This window comes from Paracoccus sp. T5 (assembly GCF_048538155.2).
GTDB lineage: Bacteria > Pseudomonadota > Alphaproteobacteria > Rhodobacterales > Rhodobacteraceae > Paracoccus.
This window is the reverse complement of record NZ_CM135809.1, coordinates 1,365,702-1,384,462: the sequence shown is the minus strand read 5'-3', so window position 1 is coordinate 1,384,462 and position 18,761 is coordinate 1,365,702. Positions and strand designations below refer to the sequence as shown.

At 67.9% G+C, this 18,761-nt stretch carries 20 protein-coding genes and 1 tRNA gene; 12 read left to right on the top strand and 9 right to left on the bottom strand.

The window, feature by feature from the left end; genetic code table 11:
- The first annotated feature begins 118 nt into the window (after window positions 1-118).
- Entirely contained in the window at window positions 119-1,897 is a 1,779-nt protein-coding gene (locus ACNR9W_RS06825; RefSeq protein WP_419268098.1) for an SLC13 family permease, read from the top strand.
- Window positions 1,898-1,957: 60 nt separating this feature from the next.
- Here the strand turns inward: ACNR9W_RS06825 and ACNR9W_RS06820 are convergent, their stop codons facing one another.
- The 6 genes from ACNR9W_RS06820 to ACNR9W_RS06795 all read right to left on the bottom strand — a co-directional run bounded on the left by ACNR9W_RS06820 (window position 1,958) and on the right by ACNR9W_RS06795 (window position 7,237).
- Window positions 1,958-2,182 carry a hypothetical protein gene (locus ACNR9W_RS06820; RefSeq protein WP_419268097.1) on the bottom strand — a complete coding sequence of 75 codons (225 nt, stop codon included), beginning with the start codon at window positions 2,180-2,182 and terminating at the stop codon, window positions 1,958-1,960.
- A 128-nt stretch (window positions 2,183-2,310) separates the two neighbouring features.
- Window positions 2,311-4,095, bottom strand: a complete 1,785-nt coding sequence (locus tag ACNR9W_RS06815; RefSeq protein WP_419268096.1) for an SLC13 family permease — start codon at window positions 4,093-4,095, stop codon at window positions 2,311-2,313.
- Between the two features lie 114 nt (window positions 4,096-4,209).
- Window positions 4,210-5,031, bottom strand: coding sequence for a TIGR00282 family metallophosphoesterase (locus tag ACNR9W_RS06810; protein ID WP_419268095.1), 822 nt, complete (start codon window positions 5,029-5,031; stop codon window positions 4,210-4,212).
- 103 nt (window positions 5,032-5,134) lie between these two features.
- Window positions 5,135-5,341 carry a cold-shock protein gene (locus ACNR9W_RS06805; protein ID WP_136856823.1) on the bottom strand — a complete coding sequence of 69 codons (207 nt, stop codon included), beginning with the start codon at window positions 5,339-5,341 and terminating at the stop codon, window positions 5,135-5,137.
- Window positions 5,342-5,495: 154 nt separating this feature from the next.
- A tRNA-Thr gene (locus ACNR9W_RS06800) sits at window positions 5,496-5,570 on the bottom strand.
- Window positions 5,571-5,596: 26 nt separating this feature from the next.
- Window positions 5,597-7,237 (bottom strand): ABC transporter permease, encoded by a 1,641-nt coding sequence (locus ACNR9W_RS06795; protein ID WP_419268094.1) that lies wholly within the window; start codon window positions 7,235-7,237, stop codon window positions 5,597-5,599.
- Window positions 7,238-7,408: 171 nt separating this feature from the next.
- Here ACNR9W_RS06795 and ACNR9W_RS06790 point away from each other — a divergent pair, with 171 nt between their 5' ends.
- Window positions 7,409-8,284: a hypothetical protein gene (locus ACNR9W_RS06790; protein ID WP_419268093.1), complete on the top strand. Its 876-nt coding sequence runs from the start codon at window positions 7,409-7,411 to the stop codon at window positions 8,282-8,284.
- Between the two features lie 36 nt (window positions 8,285-8,320).
- Here ACNR9W_RS06790 and ACNR9W_RS06785 read toward each other — a convergent pair whose 3' ends face one another.
- The gene (locus ACNR9W_RS06785; RefSeq protein ID WP_419268092.1) at window positions 8,321-8,572 is read right to left on the bottom strand and encodes a DUF2312 domain-containing protein; all 252 of its coding nucleotides are present in this window, start codon (window positions 8,570-8,572) and stop codon (window positions 8,321-8,323) included.
- A gap of 102 nt (window positions 8,573-8,674) precedes the next feature.
- On the opposite strand from ACNR9W_RS06785, the gene ACNR9W_RS06780 reads away from it, so the two are divergent.
- The 10 genes from ACNR9W_RS06780 (at window position 8,675) to ACNR9W_RS06735 (ending at window position 17,246) form a co-directional block, all read left to right on the top strand.
- A complete protein-coding gene (locus tag ACNR9W_RS06780) occupies window positions 8,675-8,902 on the top strand; it encodes a hypothetical protein (RefSeq protein WP_419268091.1) in 228 nt (75 codons plus the stop codon).
- A gap of 94 nt (window positions 8,903-8,996) precedes the next feature.
- Window positions 8,997-9,446 (top strand): D-aminoacyl-tRNA deacylase, encoded by a 450-nt coding sequence (gene dtd / locus ACNR9W_RS06775; protein WP_419268090.1) that lies wholly within the window; start codon window positions 8,997-8,999, stop codon window positions 9,444-9,446.
- A 373-nt stretch (window positions 9,447-9,819) separates the two neighbouring features.
- Window positions 9,820-11,061, top strand: a complete 1,242-nt coding sequence (locus ACNR9W_RS06770) for a DEAD/DEAH box helicase (RefSeq protein ID WP_419268354.1) — start codon at window positions 9,820-9,822, stop codon at window positions 11,059-11,061.
- A 107-nt stretch (window positions 11,062-11,168) separates the two neighbouring features.
- Window positions 11,169-11,741: a thymidine kinase gene (locus tag ACNR9W_RS06765; RefSeq protein ID WP_419268089.1), complete on the top strand. Its 573-nt coding sequence runs from the start codon at window positions 11,169-11,171 to the stop codon at window positions 11,739-11,741.
- Between the two features lie 88 nt (window positions 11,742-11,829).
- The gene (locus ACNR9W_RS06760) at window positions 11,830-12,984 is read left to right on the top strand and encodes a D-alanyl-D-alanine carboxypeptidase family protein (protein WP_419268088.1); all 1,155 of its coding nucleotides are present in this window, start codon (window positions 11,830-11,832) and stop codon (window positions 12,982-12,984) included.
- A complete protein-coding gene (tmk, locus tag ACNR9W_RS06755; protein WP_419268087.1) occupies window positions 12,984-13,580 on the top strand; it encodes a dTMP kinase in 597 nt (198 codons plus the stop codon). The genes ACNR9W_RS06760 and tmk overlap by 1 nt, the downstream gene beginning before the upstream one ends.
- Window positions 13,577-14,689, top strand: a complete 1,113-nt coding sequence (locus tag ACNR9W_RS06750; RefSeq protein ID WP_419268086.1) for a DNA polymerase III subunit delta' — start codon at window positions 13,577-13,579, stop codon at window positions 14,687-14,689. The genes tmk and ACNR9W_RS06750 overlap by 4 nt, the downstream gene beginning before the upstream one ends.
- 3 nt (window positions 14,690-14,692) lie before the next feature.
- Complete coding sequence (locus ACNR9W_RS06745) at window positions 14,693-15,490, top strand: TatD family hydrolase (RefSeq protein WP_419268085.1); 798 nt, start codon at window positions 14,693-14,695, stop codon at window positions 15,488-15,490.
- On the top strand, window positions 15,487-16,305 hold the full coding sequence (locus ACNR9W_RS06740) for an MBL fold metallo-hydrolase (RefSeq protein WP_419268084.1): 819 nt from the start codon (window positions 15,487-15,489) through the stop codon (window positions 16,303-16,305). The genes ACNR9W_RS06745 and ACNR9W_RS06740 overlap by 4 nt, the downstream gene beginning before the upstream one ends.
- Window positions 16,302-17,246, top strand: coding sequence for an AEC family transporter (locus ACNR9W_RS06735; RefSeq protein WP_419268083.1), 945 nt, complete (start codon window positions 16,302-16,304; stop codon window positions 17,244-17,246). The genes ACNR9W_RS06740 and ACNR9W_RS06735 overlap by 4 nt, the downstream gene beginning before the upstream one ends.
- Before the next feature lie 4 nt (window positions 17,247-17,250).
- On the opposite strand, the gene ACNR9W_RS06730 is transcribed toward ACNR9W_RS06735, so the two are convergent.
- Window positions 17,251-17,811 carry a hemerythrin domain-containing protein gene (locus tag ACNR9W_RS06730; protein ID WP_419268082.1) on the bottom strand — a complete coding sequence of 187 codons (561 nt, stop codon included), beginning with the start codon at window positions 17,809-17,811 and terminating at the stop codon, window positions 17,251-17,253.
- Complete coding sequence (locus ACNR9W_RS06725) at window positions 17,808-18,758, bottom strand: ABC transporter permease (protein WP_419268081.1); 951 nt, start codon at window positions 18,756-18,758, stop codon at window positions 17,808-17,810. The genes ACNR9W_RS06730 and ACNR9W_RS06725 overlap by 4 nt, the downstream gene beginning before the upstream one ends.
- Window positions 18,759-18,761: the final 3 nt, after the last annotated feature.

The following is an 18,761-nucleotide window of genomic DNA, read 5'->3' as shown; positions in this document are numbered from 1 at the left end:
CTGAAGTGATGTGCTGCGCGCTTTTAGTCCAGCCTCGCCCCCCATCGCAAGACGAACCCGAGGCCCCATCACGGCGTTCGGAGGCAGACCCCGGAACAGGGGCGGAACGAGGGCATTCATGACCACATCACAGATCCTGCTGTTCACCCTTCTGGGCGCCATCATCATCCTGATGCTCTGGGGACGCTGGCGCTATGACATGGTGGCCTTTGCCGGGCTGATGGTGGCGGTCCTTCTGGGGATTGTGCCCACCTCGGACGCCTTTTACGGCTTCGGGAACCCGACCACGGTCATCGTGGCGTTGGTGCTGGTCGCGACCGCGGGGCTCAGCCGGTCCGGCGCGGTGTCACGGCTGGCGCGGCTGATCTCGGGGCAGCAGCGGGGCACCACGGCCCATATTCTGGTCTTCGGCACGGTGGGCGGGCTGCTGTCGGGCTTCATGAACAACATCGCGGCGCTGGCCATGCTGATGCCGGTGGACCTGCAGACGGCGCGCAAGATCGGCCGTGGGGCCGGGCTGACGCTGATGCCCCTGGCTTTCGCCACGATCCTGGGGGGCATGCTGACGCTGATCGGCACGCCGCCGAACCTGATCGTCTCGGGGTTTCGCGCGGACGTGTTGGGCGAGCCCTATCGGATGTTCGACTTTCTGCCGGTCGGCGGCCCGGTTGCCCTCGCCGGGATCGCCTTCATCTCGTTCATCGGGTGGCGCCTGATCCCGCGCCACGAGACGGATGCGGGCCCCGACATGAACGGCGTGCGCCGGCGCTATGTGGCGACGCTGGTCGTCACCGAGAACAGCCTGCCTGCCACCCGCCGGATCGAGGATGCCCGGATCGAGGCGCGCAAGGCCTCGGTCCGCATCGTGGGCCTGCGCCGCCGCGGCCAGGACATCGAGGGCAAGCTGGACGACCAGGTGCTGGAGGATGGCGACGTGCTGATCCTGCGCGCCGATCCCGCCGCGCTGGACGAGTTCCGCTCGACCAGCAGCCTGGCCTTTCCCGACGGCAAGCCCGAGGCCCGCGCCCGCAAGGATGCCGAGGGCCAGCAGCTGATCGAGTGCCTGGTGCCCGTGGCCTCCGATCTTGTCGGGCGCTCGGTCCAGTCCTTCGGGCTGATGAATCGCCACGACAGCGTGCTGATCGGCCTGCGGCGCGGGGGGCTTGCGATGCGGCAGGGGCTGTCGCGGCAGGTGCTGCAGCCGGGCGACATGCTGCTGCTGCTGGTGCCCGAAAGCCGGATGGACGAGACGCTGGCGGCAACCAGCCTGCTGCGCATCGACGGCGGCAGCCTGCCGGTCCAGCGCGAACGCCACATGCGCAGCGCCATCGGCCTGTTCGTGCTGGCGGTGCTGGCGGCCTCGCTTGGGCTGACGACCATGCCGATCGCGCTTGGCTGCGTGATCATCGCCTATGTCCTGTTCGGCGTCCTGTCGGTGCACGAGATCTATGACCATGTCGACTGGCCGGTGATCGTGCTCCTGGGGTCGATGATCCCCTTGGGCCTGGCGCTGGACGAAACCGGTGGATCGGCCCTGATCGCGCATGGCCTGGCCATGGTCACGCAGGGCTATCCGGCCTGGCTGGCGCTGGTGCTGCTGATGGCGGCCACAATGATGCTGTCGGACATCCTCAACAACAACGCCACCACCATCATCGCGGCCCCCGTCAGCATCCGCCTGGCCGAAGAGCTGCAGGTCCAGCCCGATGCCTTCCTGATGGGCGTGGCGGTCGCGGCGTCCTGCGCCTTCCTGACGCCCATCGGACATCAGAACAACACGCTGATCCTGGGGCCCGGCAACTATCGCTTTGGCGACTACTGGCGGATGGGCCTGCCGCTGGAGGTGATCGTGATGGCGGTCGCGGTGCCGCTGCTGCTGATCGTCTGGCCGCTCTGACCCTGACAAATGAAAACGCGGCCCAGGGGGCCGCGCGATGCATCATCAAATCTGGTCGCCTCAAAGGGCGGCGGAACCGCCCAGGATGCGACGGACCTCGCCTTCGCGGGTCAGGCCCTTGGCGGCCAGTTCCTCATCCGACCGCTGGCTCAGGCCGTTCAGCGCACGCATCTGCGGGCTCGCCTCGGACAGTGCGATCATGAAGCGGCCAAGGGCGCGGAAAGGCGCCAGCAGCGCGGCGGCCGAAAAGCTGGGCTTGCGGTCAACAGAAGCAATCATCGTCATCTGGAAACTCCTTGTATGGGACAAAGTCGTTTCCTCCCCTGCGTCCTAGATCGGGGTTTCAGGCGATGATCGCAACCGCCGATGCTGCATGGCAGCATTGCTTCTGGCTCAAGGGCGGCAAGATTATGTCAACCATGCAGGGGCCAGATCAGGGGGATCAGCATCGAGGCGACGATGCCCATCAGGATGTTCAGCGGCAGGCCGACCTTGATGAAGTCGGTGAACCGATAGCCGCCCGGACCATAGACCAGGGTGTTGGTCTGATAGCCGATGGGCGTGGCAAAGCTGGCCGAGGCCCCCATCATCACCGCGACGACCAGCGGGCGCGGATCGACGCCAAGCGAATTCCCCAGGCTGATGGCCAGCGGCGTGACGATGACCGCGACGGCATTGTTCGTCACCGTCTCGGTCAATGTCGTGGCCAGCAGATAGACCGCCATGACCAGCGCCCAGGGCGGCAGGCTGGCCAGCCAGGGCGCGACCCCGTCCACCACCAGCTGCACCGCGCCGCTTTTTTCCAGCCCTGCGCCGACGGCCAGCATGGCAAAGATCAGCGCCATCAGGCGCCCGTCGACAAAGGACAGCGCCTCGTCCGCATCGATGCAGCGCGTGCCCAGCACGACAGCGACCCCGATGAAAGCCAGGAGCAGGATCGGCGCCACCTCGAAGGCCGACAGCACCACGACGCCCACTAGCGTGGCGACCACGATCGGCGCATGCTTGCGGCGATAGGCACGATCCGAGGGCGCATTGACCTCGACCATGTCCATGTCGCTGGCCAGGCGCTGGATGTCGGCCGAGGCGCCTTCCAGCAGCAGCGTGTCGCCCACGCGCACGACCAGGTCATCCAGCTGGCGGCCGATGTTCTGGTTCTTGCGGTGGGCTGCCAGCACATAGACGCCATAGCGCCGCCGCAGGCGCATCGAGCCCAGGCTGCGGCCGACCATGTGGCAGCCGGGCGTGATCAGCACCTCGACCGTCGAGGTCTGGACCGAGCTCAGCTTGTCGACCATCCGCAGCTCCTTGTGGCTCTGCAGGCCCAGGACCTCGGACATGGGGGTGCGCAGGACGACGCGGTCGCCCTCTTCCAGCCGGACACCCGGCAGGTCCCGCCGCAGCGAGGCGTCGCCGCGCAGCACGTCGATGACGCGGGCGCTGTCGCGGGCGAAAATGTCGACCTCGTCCAGCGACTTGCCGATCAGGGCGGAGCCCTCGGGGATCGCGACCTCGGTGAAGAACTTCATCTTGCTGCGTCCCGACAGCAGCTGCGACATGGAATCGCGGTCGGGCAGCAGCCGCGGCGCGAAGATCAGCAGATAGGTGACGCCCACGACGGCCATCGGCAACCCGACCCAGGTGATCTCGAAGATGGTGAAATGCTCCATCCCCGCCGACCGCGCGACGCCATCGACCAGAAGGTTGGTCGAGGTGCCGATCAGCGTCATCGTGCCGCCCAGGATCGACAGGTAGGACAGCGGAATCAGCAGCTTGGACGGAGATTTTCCCATCTCCTTGGCCAGCTGCATGAAGATCGGCATCATCACCACGACCAGGGGCGTGTTGTTGACGAAGGCCGACATCGCGCAGACAAGGATCGACACGGATGCAAGCGTCAGTGAGGGATGGGCCCCCGCATGGCGGGCAGCGCGCTGGCCGATCCAGTCCAACGCCCCCGTTCGCACCAGGCCGCCCACGATGATGAACATGAAGGCGATGGTCCAGGGCGCGGGGTTCGACAGCACGCCCGAAATGCTGCTGACATCCAGAATACCCAGCATCAGCAGCAGGACGGCGCCCAGGATGGCGGTGACTTCGGGCGGATAGGTTTCCCGGATGAACAGGGTCAGCATCCCGATGATGATGAAGATCGTCACCACCGCGCCGGTCGTCCCGGCCAATTCAAATCCGAACATGCGTCACTCGATCGTTGGTCGCGCTTTGGACGAGCCGCAGCCCTGCCCGTCGCGCATCATGCGCCAGACATTCGCCGCGCCGCAAGCGAAGTTCCATTTTGGGAAAACGCTTTTTCAGACCGTTGCCGAAAAGCCCGGCGCCAGCCGCCCGCCCTCGCGGATGGGGTTGATGTTGCGCGCCATGCCGGTGCGATCATCCGTTTCCACCAGCACGCCACACAGCGTCGCCTCGCCCTCGGCAGGGGTAAAGCGGTCGCGGGTCATGCCGGTGATGAAGCGGCGCAGCGGCTCGGCTTTGTCCATGCCGATGACGCTGTCATAGTCCCCGCACATGCCGGCATCCGACAGATAGGCGGTGCCGCGCGGCAGGACCTGCGCGTCGGCGGTCGGCACATGGGTATGGGTTCCGACGACCAGGCTGGCGCGACCGTCGCAGAAATGGCCGACCGCCATCTTTTCGCTGGTGGCCTCGGCATGGATGTCGACCAGCACGGCCTGAACCATGCCGCCCGGAGGATGGGCCCGCAGGACCGCGTCCAGGGCCGAAAAGGGATCGTCATAGGGGCGGGACATGAAGACCTGGCCCAGCGCCTGCGTGATCAGCGCCTTGCGGCCGCGCACATCGCTGATCACCGTGGCCCCGCGGCCCGGCGCCTCGCGCGCGAAATTCAGCGGCCGGATGACGCGCGGCTCGCGCTCGATGAAGGACATCATGTCCTTCTGGTCAAAGGCGTGGTCGCCCAGGGTCAGCGCATCCGCGCCCGCATCCAGCAGCAGCTGCGCATGGCCCGCCGTGGCGCCCCTGCCTCCGCTGGCATTTTCCGCATTCACGATGACCAGGTCGGCCTTCAGCCGCGCCCGCAGGCCACCCAACCGTTCGGTGATCGCGCGCCGGCCAGCACGCCCCATCACATCGCCAAGAAACAGAATCCGCATTCCGACCTGCTAAGTCAAAGCCGCCCGACGCTCAAGCCGGCTGCACAAATGAAAAAGGGCCGCCCCACGGGGCAGCCCTTCGATCTGTCGCAAGAAGCGAAAATCAGACGAACTGGACGTTCGTTGCCGATTCGCGACCGTCGCGGCCGCGCTCCAGCTCAAAGGTCACCTTCTGGCCATCGGCCGGGGCCTGCAGGCCCGCGCGCTCGAGAGCCGAGATGTGCAGGAACACGTCCTGGCGGCCGCCTTCCGGCTGAATGAAGCCGAAGCCTTTGGTGCTGTTGAACCATTTCACGGTGCCGTTGGCCATCGTGAGATCTCCTGTCTAGTGTTCCACCCGCAGTATGCGGTGGCTTGGCCGTCAGATTAACAAAGCAGACTGAAGGCAGAAGCAGACAGGATGCAGAGAATATAACGTAGCAAGGCCAAGATAGGGGCCGGGCCGCGACATTGCAAGGGATAGTTGGTGCCGGCTGAGGGATTTGAACCCCCGACCCCCTGATTACAAATCAGACGCTCTACCACTGAGCTAAGCCGGCCTGCGGGATGGGTTAGCGAATGCGGATCATTTCCGCAAGTCGCGCGTGCGCTGCGCGGCACGGCCCAGGTTCGTGCGCGCCAGCAGGCCCACCGCCAGCAGCCCCACCGCCATGACCAGCAGCGCCGCCGGAGAGGCATTGCCCAGATCCTCCAGGCTGGCGCGCTCATGCGTGCGGGTGGCCAGCGTCTCGTAGTTGAAGGGCCGCAGCAGCAGGGTCGCGGGCAGTTCCTTGACGCAATCGACAAAGACCAGCAGCAGTCCCGCCCCGACCGAACCGCGCATCAGCGGCAGAAAGACGTCGCGCAGCACCCCCGCGCTGTCGCGCCCCAGGGACCGCGCCGCCATCGGCAGCGAGGGCGGGACCCGCGTGAAGGCGCCGTCGATGGCCCCCTGCCCGATCGCGAAGAACCGCACGACATAGGCCAGAACGATGGCCGCCCCGCTGCCGGTCAGGATCAGGCCAGGATCGGTGCCGGTCAGCGCCAGCCAGGCATCCGCGACCCGGTGGTCCAGCGCGGCCAGCGGAATCAGGATGCCCACGGCCAGAACCGCCCCCGGCGCGGCATATCCCACCGTGGTCACCGGCAGCAGCAGGCGCGGCAGCGCCCGGCCCGACAGGCGCGTGCCATAGACCATGACCAGCGACAGCCCGACCGTCATCAGCGCGGCCATGGCCCCCAGGCTGACGGTGTGCCAGGCCGCCTGCGCCAGACCGGGCGTCACCCAGGCCCGCGGATAGGCCAGCGCATAGGTCAGGATCACCCCCGCCGGCAGCAGAAAGCCCAGGGCAAAGGGGATGGTGCAGAACAGCGTGGCCAGCAGGCCGGGCAGCAGGCGCAGCCTCTGGCGCTGGATCGGGCGCGGCTGGCGGGCGCTCTGGTGATAGCGGGCATTGCGGCGGCCGAACCGTTCCCACAGCGCCAGCAGGACCACGATCAGCAGGATGACGCAGGCGATCTGCGCGGCGCCGCCGGCGTTCCGACGCTCCAGCCAGGTTGTGAAGATGCCGGTGTTCAGGGTCTGGACACCGAAATAGCTGACGACGCCGTAATCGGCGACCGCCTCCATCATGGCGATGGCCGAACCCGCCACGATGGCCGGCCGCGCCAGCGGCAGGCCCACGCGGCGAAACAGCGCCCAGGGCCCGGTGCCAAGCGCGCGGGCGACCTCGTAGGCGCTGCCGGACTGTTCCTGCAGGGCGGCGCGGGTCAGCAGGTAGACGTAAGGATAAAGCGCCGCCCCCAGGACCACGATCGCCGCCTCCAGCGACCGGATGCGCGGAAACCAGTAGTCGCGGGCGTTTTCCCATCCGAACCAGCCCCGCAGCGCGATCTGGACCGGGCCGGAATAATCCAGGAAATCGGCCAGCGCATAGGCGCCGATATAGGCAGGCACCGCCAGCGGCAGCAGCAGCAGCCATTGCAGCAGCCGGCGGCCGGGAAAATCGTACATGCAGACCAGCCAGGCGGCGCCGCAACCCATCGCCGCCGACAGCAGGCCCGTGCCCAGGGCCAGCAGGACGGTGTTGGCGAAATAGCGCGGCAGCACGGTGGACAGAAGGTGCGGCCAGATGTTGTCGGTCGGGTTCGCGGCCATCCAGATCACCGCGATCACGGGCATCAGCACCAGCGCCGCGACCAGCGCCGCGGCGACCGACCAGCCCATCCCGCCGCCCTGCCGAAGTGCGTGATCGTGCCGACGTCGCGAAGGGGCTGAAGCGGTCCGGGTCATGCCCTTGGCGATATGCCAAAGCGGTTTGACTGTCCACGGCGGACGGTTAATCTGCGCGCGACGCACCGGCACAACCGGAACAAGAAAAGACGGGACAGCACGACGATGCAGATGGTTTTCCACGTGGGGGTGCACGGCACTGACGGCGACCGGCTGCTCAAGACGCTGCTGAAGAACCGCGCCCCCCTGCGCAAGGCGGGGACCGAGGTCGTGCTCCCCAAGCGCCACCAGGGCATCTTCGACGAGGCGCTGAAATCGCTCAACGGCGGCACCGCCACGCCCGACATGGAACAGATCATGCTGGACGCGATCCTGGAGAATGACGACCCCAGTCGGGTCGTGATGTCCACGCCGACCTTCATGGGCGCGCCCGGTCGCGCGGTGGGGCAAGGCGGGCTCTACCCGCAGATCGGCACGCGGGCGGCCGCGCTGGCGCAGCTGTTCCCGTCGGCCCAGACCGAGTTCTTCGTGGCGCTGCGCAATCCCGCCACCCTGCTGACCGAGGTGCTGCCGCAGTTCGGCGGCAACGGCTATGACGACCTGATGCAGGGCTGCCATCCGCTGCAGTTGCGCTGGCGCGAGGCGATCCAGCGGCTGGTGCGCGCGGTGCAGGGCCGCCGGCTGGTGCTGTGGTGCCACGAGGACGTGCCCTTGATCTGGCCCGAGGTCCTGCGCCTGGTGGCGGGCCTGCCCCAGGACGTGCCGCTGTCGGGGGGGCTGTCCTACATGCAGGATCTTCTGGGCGAGCTGGGCCTGGCGCGGCTGCGCGACGCGATGGCGGGTCACGACCAGATGTCGGTGGCGCAGCGCCGCGAGATCTGGGGTGACATGATCACCCGTCACGCGCTGCCCGGCACGCTGGACCAGGACGTGGACCTGCCCGGCTGGACCCAGGACATGGTCGACAAGGTCACGCAGAACTATCGCGCCGACGTGGCCGAGATCGCGGTCCTGCCGGGCGTGGAATTCATCCTGCCCTGATCCGGCGGCGCCGTCGCCGCCGGACCTCAGGCCGCGTCAGTCCATCCCGAGGGCGGTCTTGTAGAGCTCCAGGATCGCCTCCTCTTCCGCGACATCGTCGCGGTGGCGTTTCCGCAGGGCCACGATCTTCTTCATCACCTTGGTGTCATAGCCGCGGGCCTTCGCCTCGGCCATTACCTCCTTCTGGCGCTCGGCGATGTCCTTCTTTTCCGCCTCGAGCTGCTCGAACTGCTCGATGAACTGGCGCAGCTCGTCGGCGGCAACGCCATAGGCCTGATCGTCCTGCATCGGATTCGTCCCTTCTGTGCTTTTGGCGGTCGTGTTAGGCGGTCTTGCTGGGACGCGCAATCGCCGCTAGGGGCATGCCGCAACGGGACGAAGGAGCGGGACATGGGCCTTTACGACTGGATCATCTGGACGGGCGCCGCCCTGACCCTGATCGGCCTCGGCGCGCTGATCTGGTGCATCTGGACCGTCAGCCGGGCGCGGCGCGACGGCCTGGACGACGCGGCGCTGCGCGAGCGGATGCGCGGCGTGCTGGCGGTGAACATGGCGGCGCTGGCCGCCTCCACCATCGGGTTGATGATGGTGGTGATCGGGATCATCCTGGCACCCTGAAGGAAATCCGAATGACAGGAAGCAGGCAGATGACAGCGATCGACGGACACGCGGCGCACCCGGCAATGGGCACCGCCCGACGGGAGCTTCGAACATGAGGGCGCTGGTCCAGCGCGTCGCCGAAGCCTCGGTCGCGGTCGAGGGGCAGCAGATCGGGCAGATCGGGCCCGGGCTGCTGGTCCTGGTCTGCGCCATGCAAGGCGATGACGACAGCGCCGCCGACAAGCTGGCCGCCCGCGTGGCCCGCCTCAGGATCTTTCGCGATGACCAGGGGCGCATGAACCGCGCGCTGCTGGACACGGGCGGCGCGGCGCTGGTCGTCAGCCAGTTCACCCTGGCCGCCGACACCCGCACCGGCAACCGCCCCGGCTTCTCCTCTGCCGCCGCGCCCGAGGATGGACGGCGCCTCTACGAAGCCTTTGCGCAGGCGCTGCGCCAGTTGGGCATCGCGACCGAAACGGGACAGTTCGGCGCGGACATGCAGGTGCGCCTGCTGAACGACGGGCCGGTGACGATCTGGCTGGACAGCACGGACCGCGCTTGACTTTCGCGGCCGCCTGCCCCATCTGACCCCTGACGCCATCTGCTGCCGCGTGAGCAGCCACCGGCCCGGCCCCATGGCCCGGCTCGTTTCGATCGCGTCACCCATTCCAGTTTCCCATTCACGCGGGGAGGCAGCAGGCATCCTCGTATCGCGCCTGCACCCCTGCCACTGGCCGCGCCTGATGCGCGGCCCCTGCCCTTGCGTCCGATACGGGGGATGCGGGGGACGAAAGACGTTCATGGAACAGAACAACACCCGCCGCCGCCCCAACCGTGGCGGCAAATCCACCCCGCGCAGCGTACCCCAGGCCCTTTCCAACGAAGGCCGCCGGGCACCCGCGCGCGATCCGCTGCCGACCGGCCCCTTCGCCGACATGGGCATCGATCATCGCATCAACGCCAATATCGCCGCCCTGGGCCTGACCAAGCCGACGCCGATCCAGGAACAGGGCATCCCGGCCATCGTCGAGGGGCGTGACGTGCTGGGCCTGGCCCAGACCGGCACCGGCAAGACGGCGGCGTTCGGCCTGCCGATGCTGACGCGCTTGATCAACTTCGGCAAGAAGCCCGACCCCAAGACCTGCCGCGCGCTGATCCTGGCGCCGACCCGCGAACTGGCGACCCAGATCGCGCAGAACATCGACGCCTATGCCGAGGGCACGCCGATCCGCAGTTTTCGCGTCGTCGGCGGCGCCTCGATCAACGTCCAGACTGAGCGCCTGTCGCGCGGCGTGGACGTGCTGATCGCCACGCCCGGTCGCCTGATGGACCTGATCGAGCGTCGCGCCATCAGCCTGGAGGCGACCACCTATCTGGTGCTGGACGAGGCCGACCAGATGCTGGACATCGGCTTCATCCACACCCTGCGCAAGATCGCGCGGATGCTGCCGCGCGAACGCCAGACGCTGATGTTCTCGGCCACGATGCCCAAGCTGATGCAGGAACTGTCGGACACCTACCTGACGAACCCCGTCAAGGTTGCCGTCAACCCGCCGGGCCAGGCCGCCAAGAAGATCGAGCAGGGCGTGCATTTCGTCAGCCAGGGCGACAAGGCCACGCTGCTGGCCGAATACATGTCCAAGCACACGAACGAGCTGGCGATGGTCTTTGGCCGCACCAAGCACGGCTGTGAAAAGCTGGCCAAGCTGCTGGAGAAATGGGGCTTCGCGGTCGCCGCGATCCACGGCAACAAGAGCCAGGGCCAGCGTGAACGCGCGCTGGAGGCCTTCCGCAAGGGTGAAACCAAGGTGCTGGTGGCGACCGATGTCGCGGCCCGCGGCCTGGACATCCCCGAGGTGGCGCATGTCTACAACTACGACCTGCCAAACGTGCCGGAAAACTATGTCCACCGCATCGGCCGGACGGCCCGTGCCGGACGTGACGGCCGCGCTGTGGCGCTGTGCTCTCCGGCCGAACTGGGCGAACTGCGCGCCATCGAAAAGGCGATGAAGAACACGATCCCGGTCATCGGGGGCGAGGTTCCCTCGGCCGCGATGGCCGCGGCGGCAGGCCCGGCCGGCGGCGTTCAGCGCGGTCGCGGCAAGCCGATGGACGCGGGCGCCAGCAAGCGCCCTGCCCGCCGCCCGTCGCGCCAGCCGAAAAGCCGTCAGGCCTGAGGCGCCGCGGGCCGGTCCCGCGTCTGCCTGTTCAACCAAAAGCCGCGGGGAGTTCCTCGCGGCTTTTTCTTGTGGGCACCGTCGGCTTTGGGTAAGCGGCTGTCGTCATGGCCAAACTTTATTTCAACTACTCCACGATGAATGCCGGCAAGAGCACCTTGCTGCTGCAGGCCTCCTACAACTATCGCGAACGGGGCATGGCCACGCTGCTGCTGACCGCCGCGCTGGACAGCCGGGCCGGCCAGGGCCGCATCGCCAGCCGCATCGGCATTGCCGACGAGGCGCTGACCTTCAGCCCGGACAGCGATCTCTTCGCGGTGATCGACCGTGCCGATCCCCGCCCCGCCTGCGTCTTCGTGGACGAGGCGCAGTTCCTGACCACGGCGCAGGCCTGGCAGCTGGCCCGCGTGGCCGACGACCTGCGCATCCCGGTCATGTGCTATGGCCTGCGGGTGGATTTCCGGGGTGAGCTGTTCCCGGGCTCTGCCGCGCTTCTGGCCCTGGCTGACGACCTCCGTGAGGTGCGCACGATCTGCCATTGCGGCCGCAAGGCGACGATGGTGATCCGGCGCGACGCGGAGGGGCGCGCGATCACCCAGGGCGCGCAGGTCCAGGTCGGCGGCAACGAGACCTATGTCTCGCTCTGCCGCCGCCACTGGCGCGAAGCCGTCGGCAGCTGATCAATTTTCACGTGCAGCCCAAGCGGCCGCGTTGCGGGGCTGCGGGGCATGATGTAACCATCGTCAAAACTGGCAAAGGGACCCCGACATGCGCGCATTCCTGCTTCGGACCGTGACCGTCCTGGCTTTCGCGGCACCCGCGCAGGCCTTTGACACCAACGCGACGGCAGCCTGGGTCTATGACGTGCCCTCGGGCACGGTGCTGATGGAAAAGAACGCCGACACGCCGATCCCGCCGGCCTCCATGTCCAAGCTGATGACGCTCTACATGCTGTTCGAGGCCCTGCACGAGGGCCGCGTGACGATGGACACGACCTTCCCCGTCTCGACCAAGGCCTGGAAGATGGGCGGGTCGAAGATGTTCGTGGAACCTGCCGACCGCCCCACGGTCGAGGACCTGATCCACGGCATCATCATCAATTCCGGCAACGATGCCTGCGTGGTGGTGGCCGAGGGGCTGGCCGGCACCGAGGAGGCCTTTGCCCGGCGCATGAACGAACGCGCGGCGGAACTGGGGCTGACGGACACGCATCTGGCCAACTCCTCGGGCTGGCCGCATCCCGACCACCGTATGTCGGCGCATGACCTGGGCGTCTTGGCGGAACACATCATCCGCGAGTTTCCTGACCTCTACAAGAACTTCGGCCTGACGGAATATACCTACAAGGGTCGGGTGCCCTCCAACGCGAACAACCGCAACCCGTTGCTGCGGATCGGCAATGGCGAATGGACGGCGGACGGGCTCAAGACCGGCCACACTGAAGAGGCGGGCTATGGCCTGGTCGGATCGGCGGTGCAGGACGGGCGGCGCGTGATCTTCGTGATCTCGGGCCTTCCTTCGGATCGGGCGCGTTCCGAGGAATCCGAACGGCTGGTGAACTGGGCCTTTCGCGAATTCACCATGAGCACGCTGGTGCCCGCCGGCGAAAAGGTGGTCGACGTTCCCGTCTGGATGGGCACCGCCGGCCGCGTCGCCCTGACCACGGAAAGCGGCGTGAACGTGCTGGTGCCGGCAGGCGCCAAGGACGAGGTCAAGGTCGAGGTGGTCTATGACTCGCCGCTGCCCGCGCCCATCGCCAAGGGCGATCGCCTGGGTCAGCTGGTCGTCACCATCCCGGGGACCCGCGACGCGGTGACGCCGCTGATCGCCGTCTCGGACGTGGCCGAGGCCGGCTTCCTGGGCCGGATGAAGGGCGCCGTGATGCATCTGGCGAACCGCGCGATCAGCGCCGTCAACAGCTGATGCTGATCAGCTTCGAGGGGATCGACGGCTGCGGCAAATCCACCCAGGCCCGCCTGCTGACCGAAACGCTGCAGGCCGAGGGGCGCGACGTGCTGCTGACGCGCGAGCCCGGCGGCAGCCCCGGCGCCGAGGAGATCCGCAGCCTGCTGGTCCAGGGGGCGGGCGAACGCTGGTCGCCCGAGACGGAATGCCTGCTCTTCACCGCCGCCCGCCGCGATCACCTTGAACGGACCATCCGTCCCGCATTGGCGGCCGGGCGCAGCGTGCTGACCGACCGCTTTGCCGACAGCACCCGCGTCTATCAGGGCACGGCCCGCGCCGACCTGCGCGCGATGGTCGACCGCCTGCACGCGCTGATGATCGGGGTCGAGCCCGACCGCACCTTCGTCATCGACATCGACCCCGTCATCGGGCTTGAACGCGGCATGGCGCGCGGCGGGGCCGAGGACCGGTTCGAGAGCCTGGGGCTGGAATTCCAGCAGCGTCTGGCACAGGGCTTCCGGGCGCTGGCGGCGGAATATCCGGACCGGGTGCGCCTGATCGACGGCAGCGGCCCGCCCCAGGAGGTCGCGGCACGGGTCAGGTCCGCCCTGTGAAGACCGAGATCGACGAGATCCCCGAACCCGACCGCGTGCCGGGCGCGTCCCATCCGCGTCAGGCCCCGAGTGTGATCGGCCAGGATGCGGCCATCGCCAATTTCGTCCAGGCCGCCCGCGGCGACCGCCTGCACCACGCCTGGCTTTTGACCGGGCCGCGCGGCGTGGGCAAGGCGACGCTGGCCTGGGCCATCGCCCGCTGGATGCTGGCGGGCGCCGACAGTTCCGATCTTTCGGTCGATCCCGACAGCCCGGCCGCGCGGCGCGTGGCGGCCCTGTCCGAACCGCGCCTTCAGCTGGTCCGCCGCCCGTGGGACGACAAGACCAGCCGCCTGCGCGCCGAGATCACCGTCGAGGAAATCCGCCGCCTGCTGTCCTTCTTTCACCTGTCGGCCTCGGACGGCGGGCGCCGCGTCGCCATCATCGACGCCGCGGACGAGATGAACACATCGGCCGCCAATGCCCTGCTGAAGGTGCTGGAGGAGCCGCCGGCGGATGCGCTGATCCTGATGATCGCGCATCAGCCCGCAGGCCTCCTGCCGACGATCCGGTCGCGCTGCCGGACGCTGCGGCTGTCGCCGCTGAGGCCCGCGCAGATGGGCGGGATCCTGTCGGACATGGGCATCGACGAGGATGCCGAGGCGCTGGCCGCGCTGTCGGACGGATCGGTCGGCGAGGCGCTGCGCCTGGCGGGCCAGGGCGGTCTGGACCGCTATCAGGAGTTGGTCGACCTGTTTTCGACCCTGCCCCGGATGGACCGTCTGGCCGCATCCCGCTTTGCCGATGGCGCGGCGGGGCGGGCGGGCGCCGAAGGCGATCCCTTCGACCTGACCGTCACGATCATCGACCGCTTCCTGACGCGCATGGCCCGCGCCGGGCTGATGGGTCCGCCACTGCCTCAGGCCGCCCGCGGCGAAGGCGCGCTGATGACCCGCCTGTCGCCCGACGACCAGGCGGCGCGCATCTGGGCCGAGGCGCAGGCCCGCCTGTCGGCGCGTGCCCGCGCGGGCCGGGCGGTCAACCTTGACCCTGCTGCGCTGGTGATGGATATGGTGCTGGAACTGGCGCAGCTGCCGCCTGCCGCCTCTGCCCCGCCTGATCGAGGTTGAATGATGCAAGACGCGGCCCCCCCGGCCCTCGTGGACAGCCATTGCCATCTGGATTTTCCCGATTTCGAGGGCGAACATGACGCCCTGGTCGCGCGCGCGCGCGCCGCGGGCGTGACGCGGATGGTGACGATCTGCACCCGCCTGCGCCAGGAACCCGCCGTCCGCGCGCTGGCCGAGGCGCATGACGGCGTCTTCTACGCCGCGGGCACCCACCCAATGAGCGTGGCCGAGGAACCTATGGCGACGGTCGACCAGCTGGTCGACCTGGCCCGGCATCCGAAATTCGTGGGCATCGGGGAAACCGGGCTGGATTACCACTACACCGCCGAAAGCGCCGCCCGGCAGCAGGAGAGCCTGCGCCTCCATATCGAGGCCGCCCGCCGGACACGCCTGCCGCTGATCATTCACGCCCGCGACGCCGACGAGGACATGATCCGCATCCTGACCGAGGAGCACCGCGCCGGCGCCTATTCCTGCGTCATGCACTGCTTCAGTTCGACCCCGGCCCTTGCGCGGGCGGCGCTGGAGCTGGATTTCTACCTGTCGATGTCGGGCATCGCGGCCTTTCCGCGCTCGGCCGAGCTGCGCGAGATCTTTGCCGCGGCCCCCATCGACCGCATCCTGGTGGAAACCGACAGCCCCTATCTGGCCCCGCCCCCGCATCGCGGCCGCCGGAACGAGCCCGCCTATGTGGCCAAGACCGCCGCCATGGGCGCCGGGGTCTTTGGCTTGGATTATGCCGAATTTGCGGCCCGCACCTCCGCAAACTTCGACCGGCTGTTCTGGAAGGCCGCGGCATGATCCGTGCGACCATCCTGGGCTGCGGATCGTCGGGCGGCGTGCCGCGCCTGGGCGGCCGGTGGGGCGCCTGCGATCCGGCCGAACCCAGGAACCGCCGCCGCCGCTGTTCCCTGCTGGTCGAACGCGATGGGCCGGACGGGACCACCCAGGTGCTGATCGACACGGGCCCCGACCTTGTGCCGCAGCTGCTGGACGCGCAGGTCGCGACGCTGGATGCCGTGGTCTATACCCATGCCCATGCCGACCATGTCCACGGCATCGACGACCTGAGACAGCTGGTCTTCAACGCCCGCCGGATCCTGCCGCTCTGGGCGGACCGGTCGACGGCAGACGCGCTGATCGCGCGCTTCGGCTATGTCTTCGACACGCCCGAGGGCAGCCAGTATCCCCCGATCTGCCAGCTGAACCTGATAGGGGACCGCATCACCATCGACGGCCCCGGCGGGCCGGTGACGCTGATCCCCTTCCGTGTCCAGCACGGAGAGATCACGGCCCTGGGCTTTCGCATCGGCGGGCTGGTCTACCTGCCCGACGTGTCCGACATTCCCGATGCCGCCTGGCCGCTGATCCAGGATGCGCCGGTATTCGTCTGCGATGCGCTCCGTCCCGAACCCCATCCCAGCCATGCACATCTGGCGTTGGCGCTGGACTGGATCGCGCGGTCGCGCAGCCCGCGGGCGGTGCTGACCAACATGCATATCGACATGGATTACGCCACCGTCGCGGCAACGACCCCGGACCACGTGTCCCCCGCCTTCGACGGCATGCAGATCGAGATCGAGGCGCAGACGCCGGACCTGCCCGCCGTCATATGAGCGTGCTGTTCACGATCATCCTACCGGTCTTCCTGGTGGTGGGGTTCGGCTATGGGGTGGCCTGGCGTGGCTGGTTCGGAACCAGCGCCGTCGACGGGCTGATGAACTTTGCTCAGAACTTTGCGGTGCCGACGCTGCTGTTTGCGTCCATGGCGCGCCTGGACCTGGACAGCGAATTCCGTGCGCAGCTGCTGATCCCCTTCTACGCGGGCTCCTTTGCCAGCTATGCGGCGGGATGGGCCGGGGCACGGTTCCTTCTGCGCCGCCCGCCGATGGATTGCGTCGCCATTGGCTTTGTCTGCCTGTTCTCGAACACGCTGCTGCTGGGGGTCCCGATCACCGAACGCGCCTATGGCACCGCGGCACTGGACGGGAACTGGGCGATCATCGCGCTGCATTCCCCGATGCTCTACACCTTCGGCATCACAGTGATGGAGTTCACGCGCGCCAAGGGCACCGGGCTGTCCATCGGCCGCGTCGCGCTGCGCGCGCTGACCGGCGTGCTGCGCACATCACTGGTCATCGGCATCATCGCGGGCCTGTCGATGAACCTGCTGATGCAGGCCGGGCTGGTCATGCCGCAGGGCTTCTGGGACGCCGTCGACATGATCGCCCGCGCCGCCCTGCCGGCCGCGCTGTTCGGCCTGGGCGGCGTGCTGTATCGCTATCGTCCCGAAGGCGACATAGCGGCGATCGGCATGTGCTGCGCCTGCGCGTTGATCCTGCATCCGGCGGTGACCTTCGGCATGGGGCGGCTTTTTGACCTGGACGTGGCGGGCATGCGTTCGGCCACGCTGACGGCGGCGATGGCGCCCGGGGTCAATGCCTATCTGTTCGCCAATATCTATGGCGCGGCGCGCCGCGTCGCGGCCTCAAGCGTCCTGATGGCCACGGCACTGTCGACGCTGACGGTGTGGATGTGGCTGAACCTGCTGCCCTGAAAGGTCAGATCGGAACGTCATAGGCGCCGAGGGCACCTTCCAGCGCAGTTTCCTCATAGCCGAAATGGGACCGGATCGCCCGGTCCAGCGCGTCGAAGCGATCCGCGCATTGGGCAAAGGCGGCCATGCCGCGATCTGACACAAGCGTCCGCGCGGCCTGGCGAAGGTCGCCGATCAGGCGGTGGATGACCCGATGTTCGGCCACCAGACGCTCCAGCACCGGGGCCAGCGGCGCCCCGGCCCGTGCGGCGACGGCGGGAAACACCCACTGTTCCTCGATGTCGTGATGGTTCTGCAGCAGCGCGCAGTCGCGCCCGCAGGCGGTGCCGAACTGCGCCATGTTCCGCGCCAGATGCATGTCATCGACAGCCTTGGCCAGCTGCGCAGGATCGGCCGTCCGGGCCCTGATGCGCGCCAGCAGATCGGCCACGCCCGCCAGCTCCGCCCGGTACATGTCATGGATCGCCGCCAATTGCCGCCCATGCGCGCGCTGCGCACGGCTGAGGCCGGTAAAGGCCGGAGGCGCGGGGCGGGCCGCCGCGTCCTCCAACTCCTCCGGCGTCATCGGGGGGTCACGCCCCGGATCCGCTCGGACCGGCGGCGCAGCAGCTCGACCGTCGTCAGCAGCGCGATCGAGAAGATCACCAGCAGCGTGGCCACGGCCAGGATCGCCGGGCTGATCTGTTCGCGGATGCCGTTCCACATCTGCCGCGGGATCGTCTGCTGGTCGGGGCCGGCGATGAACAGCACCGCCACGACCTCGTCGAACGAGGTCACGAAGGCGAAAAGCGCGCCCGAGATCACGCCCGGCAGTATCAGCGGCATCGTCACCCGGAAGAAGGTCGTGCGCGGGTTCGCGCCCAGGCTGGCCGCGGCGCGGTTCAGCGACTGGTCAAAGCCCACCAGCGTCGCTGTCACGGTGATGATGACGAAGGGAATGCCAAGCGTCGCATGGGCCAGGATCACGCCCAGATAGGTTCCCGCCAGACGTCCGCATTCGGGGCTGAACCCGAACAGGGTCAGCAGCTCGCAGGGGTTCGAGTAGAAGAAGAACATCCCCGTCGCCGTGATGATCAGCGGCACGATCATGGGCGAGATCAGGATCGCCATGATTGCGCGGCGGAACGGCATCTCGGGGCGCGACAGGCCGAGGGCTGCCAGCGTTCCCAGCACCGTCGCCACCAGCGTCGAGAAGAAGCCGATGATGATCGAGTTCTTGGCCGCCTTGATCCAGTTGGCGTTGTTCCAGGCGTCGGACCAGAAGGCCCAGCCCTGCGCGTCCGGGTTCTGCATCCCAAAGGTCAGCAGGCTCTGGTACCAGCGCATGCTGAACCCGTCGGGGTCCAGGCTGCGCATGGCCGGGGTGAAGGTGAAATAGGGCTCGGCGTTGAAGCTCAGCGGGATGATGATGACGATCGGCGCAATCAGGAAGAAGAAGATCGCCGCGCAGATCGCCAGGTAGCTGTAGTGCCAGACACGCTCCAGCGGGCTTGCATAGGTTGGAACGGCCATAGG

Excerpts from the sequence above, each read along its gene's own strand:
- ACNR9W_RS06785 (WP_419268092.1), bottom strand. The coding sequence starts at position 8,572 with ATGCAGGACGATCAGGCCTATGGCGTTGCCGCCGACGAGCTGCGCCAG.
- ACNR9W_RS06780 (WP_419268091.1), top strand. The coding sequence starts at position 8,675 with ATGGGCCTTTACGACTGGATCATCTGGACGGGCGCCGCCCTGACCCTG.
- ACNR9W_RS06770 (WP_419268354.1), top strand. The coding sequence starts at position 9,820 with ATGGGCATCGATCATCGCATCAACGCCAATATCGCCGCCCTGGGCCTG.
- tmk (WP_419268087.1), top strand. The coding sequence starts at position 12,984 with ATGCTGATCAGCTTCGAGGGGATCGACGGCTGCGGCAAATCCACCCAG.
- ACNR9W_RS06825 (WP_419268098.1), top strand. The coding sequence starts at position 119 with ATGACCACATCACAGATCCTGCTGTTCACCCTTCTGGGCGCCATCATC.
- ACNR9W_RS06795 (WP_419268094.1), bottom strand. The coding sequence starts at position 7,237 with ATGGGCTGGTCGGTCGCCGCGGCGCTGGTCGCGGCGCTGGTGCTGATG.
- dtd (WP_419268090.1), top strand. The coding sequence starts at position 8,997 with ATGAGGGCGCTGGTCCAGCGCGTCGCCGAAGCCTCGGTCGCGGTCGAG.
- ACNR9W_RS06805 (WP_136856823.1), bottom strand. The coding sequence starts at position 5,341 with ATGGCCAACGGCACCGTGAAATGGTTCAACAGCACCAAAGGCTTCGGC.
- ACNR9W_RS06740 (WP_419268084.1), top strand. The coding sequence starts at position 15,487 with ATGATCCGTGCGACCATCCTGGGCTGCGGATCGTCGGGCGGCGTGCCG.
- ACNR9W_RS06760 (WP_419268088.1), top strand. The coding sequence starts at position 11,830 with ATGCGCGCATTCCTGCTTCGGACCGTGACCGTCCTGGCTTTCGCGGCA.
- ACNR9W_RS06765 (WP_419268089.1), top strand. The coding sequence starts at position 11,169 with ATGGCCAAACTTTATTTCAACTACTCCACGATGAATGCCGGCAAGAGC.
- ACNR9W_RS06725 (WP_419268081.1), bottom strand. The coding sequence starts at position 18,758 with ATGGCCGTTCCAACCTATGCAAGCCCGCTGGAGCGTGTCTGGCACTAC.
- ACNR9W_RS06820 (WP_419268097.1), bottom strand. The coding sequence starts at position 2,182 with ATGACGATGATTGCTTCTGTTGACCGCAAGCCCAGCTTTTCGGCCGCC.
- ACNR9W_RS06735 (WP_419268083.1), top strand. The coding sequence starts at position 16,302 with ATGAGCGTGCTGTTCACGATCATCCTACCGGTCTTCCTGGTGGTGGGG.
- ACNR9W_RS06730 (WP_419268082.1), bottom strand. The coding sequence starts at position 17,811 with ATGACGCCGGAGGAGTTGGAGGACGCGGCGGCCCGCCCCGCGCCTCCG.
- ACNR9W_RS06745 (WP_419268085.1), top strand. The coding sequence starts at position 14,693 with ATGCAAGACGCGGCCCCCCCGGCCCTCGTGGACAGCCATTGCCATCTG.
- ACNR9W_RS06810 (WP_419268095.1), bottom strand. The coding sequence starts at position 5,031 with ATGCGGATTCTGTTTCTTGGCGATGTGATGGGGCGTGCTGGCCGGCGC.
- ACNR9W_RS06790 (WP_419268093.1), top strand. The coding sequence starts at position 7,409 with ATGCAGATGGTTTTCCACGTGGGGGTGCACGGCACTGACGGCGACCGG.
- ACNR9W_RS06815 (WP_419268096.1), bottom strand. The coding sequence starts at position 4,095 with ATGTTCGGATTTGAATTGGCCGGGACGACCGGCGCGGTGGTGACGATC.